Below are 3,243 nucleotides of genomic sequence, written 5' to 3'. Positions count from 1 at the left end.
AATAGCAATAGGTAAGCTTTTGATAATTAACTTTGAATCTATCAAAATTAACTGTTATATTTCTCCAGCTTTTCCCCTGCTCCACACCGTACGTGCGACTTTCATCGCATACGGCGTTCCATCAATTATTAATCGCTATTGTATTATTTCATTTCCGATTTTCTTACGGTATTGATTTAGTATTCTTAATTGTTTATCAGATAATTTCTGTATTTTTAAATAATAATTTATTAATGTTTCATTTATAGAATGTATTAATGCATGAATTATAGGAGTTACTAATATTAAATTTTTATATCTATCATCACCACCATTGTCTTTTAAAATGATTCTATGAACACACATATCTTCATCTAAGGGCTTATTAGATATTCTACATTTACCCATTTGAGCAGAATATAGTGAAATTTTATTATCATTATATTCTATACTTTCGGTTTCAATGGGATTATCAGATAAGTAGTTTAATATATTCTTATCTATGTATCCTAATTTGGAATGTATTATTTCCCTTCCTTCATTTGTATAATTGTTTATAGTTTGGTTGAAACCTTTTGGATATCTTGTTTTTATACAACTTATTGGGTATAGTATTAATTTGTCTATATAATACTCATGTCCTCCATAATGTTCATATCTATTAGTATATTCCATAGGTTTATGACCTTTATTATTAAATACAGATTTTAATCTTTGTTTAAGACAAAATAAGAGATGATATTCTATTGCTTTGAAATCTAAATATACGTTGCTTGCTATCTTATAATAATTTTGCATACCCGCAACCATTTTATTATATTTACAAACTTCTCTTTGTTTTGGAAATTGTTTGATTCTTTTAATTTGATTTCTAAGTTTCTCTTCAATATTCTTTATAGCTTTATCTACAACACTCGTATAAGCTACATATTTGTTTCTTTTTAATATAGCTTTTACTTTAAACCCAAGAAATTCAGATGATGTTTTTCTCATATCTGTTATTTTAGATTTATCAGGACTAATATCTAGATTTAATCTTTCTTTTAGCCATTTTTGTGTTGCATTGTAAATTTTCTTAGCTGAATTATGATTTCTACAAATTATTTTAAAGTCATCTGCATATCTTATTATATAAATTTCTTTTAAATTAGTCTTTTTCATCGCAAAGAATTTATGACTATTTTGTTTATAATTAAATTTAGTCGGAAAAGTTTCCCATTGGCTACTTATCCACCAATCTAATTCGTTAAGTACAATATTTGCTAATAATGGTGATAATATACCTCCCTGAGGAACTCCTTTGTTTGGTATTCCAATACCTTCAATTTCAGCTTTTAGCATCTTGCTTATAATACAGATTACTTTCTTATCCCTAATACCTAATGACCATATTTGTTTTAATAATTTACTATGGTCAACATTATCAAAGAATCCTTTGATATCTATATCAACTGCAAAATACATATGATCTTGATTAATTTTCTTAACCAAGGCTGTTATAGCATGTTCTGTACTTCTATTTGGTCTAAATCCATAATTATTCTTATGAAATTTAGCTTCACATATTGGTTCTAGGACTTGCTTAATACATTGCTGAATTATTCGGTCTTCAATACACGGAATTCCTAACGGTCTCATTTTTCCATTAGATTTAGGTATTTCCACCCTTTTAATCTTTTGAGGCTTGTAATTATCTAACCTATTTTTGATATAGTTTAAAAACTCTTCTATAGGCTTTTCTTCCCAATATTCTATATTGTGCTTATTCGTACCAGGTGTTTTACTACCATGGTTTCTTTTAATAGTCCTATATGCTAATAAAATATTTCTGTCACTTTTTATAGTATTGTACAGCTTATTAAATTTGCAATTATTTTGACTTTGCTTATAAAGATTATCAAAGATACTTTGCATATTATAATATTCATTATATCTTAGATTATCTTTCTTTAATGTCTTTTTATGATTTTTAAGAACTTCTTTTCTTTCCGTATTCCGCATCGTTTAGGGCGATTACTCCTTTAAATTATTTTAATATAATTTAGAATATAATCTCTCTTAAGTCTTACTCGAATCCTAAATAATTTGAAATAATAAAACGAATGTGATTAAATAATTGACTTGTGCCTATCCCTCCACAATTTATTATCATTGCTTCTTTGGTACTATGGCACTACTCTCACTAATGTAAATGTAGATTATATGAAAAATTTAGATATGATAAAATTATTTTATATAGTTTTCTTTTTTTTTAGAAAAATTGTAAATTTATTTTATATTTTATTAACTATATATTAGTGATGGGATAAATGATTTGATTTTTAGAATAGAGGGTGACGTTGGATGCCTACCCCCTAAATATATAAATTCCATCCATTTACTCTATCCATCTTAGATGAACTCAAGGATTTAGTATAAAACAAATATTAATGCCAGTTAATTATTGCTAGACCAAGTCTTTTTATAAAGACTTATTAATGATTTGTCATCTTCAGGCAATTCATTGACTTTGTTAAGTAGTTTTTGCTCAATAAATTCAGTTATAGGGCCTCTTTTTATTATAGTAGGCTCTATAACATATGGTTTACTTAAATTGTCAATTATTTGTTTAACACTCTTCATAGTATCCCACCTCCTATCTATATTAAGATAGGATAATTTTAACATTTTCAAATTGTATTGTCAAGTTTTTCCAAATTTTTCAACTTTTCTGCAAAACATATCATAGACTTATAAGAGCCTCAATGTCATTAGCTTTCCACGTTCCAATTTCTCTATCTTTACATATATCCTTAGGTCGTTTCTTTAGTCCTGCTTTAACAATATTCCCTGTAAGAATATAAGGATTTTCATAAACCATATTTTTACTCACCCTCTAAAGCCACTCATTTGAGTGATATTACATTTCTATAATACTGGTATTTAGAACTGTACATTCGAAACTTTGTCAGTTATTTCCCATAACATTCTAACCATAGATATTTTGTAGACCTCCAGTCTATCATATACTCGACCACCTCTGGTTCGCATTTCCTATGCAAGGTTTTTCCTTACATTTAGGGTATACTCTCAACTGACTTCACCGAGCTTATAACCTTTATATCTTATTATATAAACGCTATTCGGAGTATCAAGGTTAGCCCTTCAAGACGTTACTCTATTATTTGACTAATCAAGAAATTAGTTCTACATAATATATAAGTTACACATGTAACTTATATTTTTTTTATGTGGCGTAACTTTTAACTACGCAACGTGTCGCAC

At 27.5% G+C, this 3,243-nt stretch carries 3 protein-coding genes; all 3 read right to left on the bottom strand.

The genetic code is table 11. The features are described from left to right. Positions 1-135: 135 nt before the first annotated feature. Entirely contained in the window at positions 136-1,980 is a 1,845-nt protein-coding gene (ltrA, locus tag HBE96_RS19530; RefSeq protein WP_169299394.1) for a group II intron reverse transcriptase/maturase, read from the bottom strand. Between the two features lie 435 nt (positions 1,981-2,415). Beyond that, a complete protein-coding gene (locus HBE96_RS19525) occupies positions 2,416-2,601 on the bottom strand; it encodes a hypothetical protein (RefSeq protein ID WP_169299393.1) in 186 nt (61 codons plus the stop codon). A gap of 100 nt (positions 2,602-2,701) precedes the next feature. Further along, positions 2,702-2,851: a hypothetical protein gene (locus tag HBE96_RS19520; protein WP_169299392.1), complete on the bottom strand. Its 150-nt coding sequence runs from the start codon at positions 2,849-2,851 to the stop codon at positions 2,702-2,704. Between the last annotated feature and the right edge of the window lie 392 nt (positions 2,852-3,243).

This window comes from Clostridium muellerianum (assembly GCF_012926525.1).
Classification (GTDB): domain Bacteria; phylum Bacillota; class Clostridia; order Clostridiales; family Clostridiaceae; genus Clostridium_AM; species Clostridium_AM muellerianum.
The sequence above is the reverse complement of the archived record's forward strand: the minus strand, read 5'-3'. Positions and strand labels throughout refer to the sequence as shown.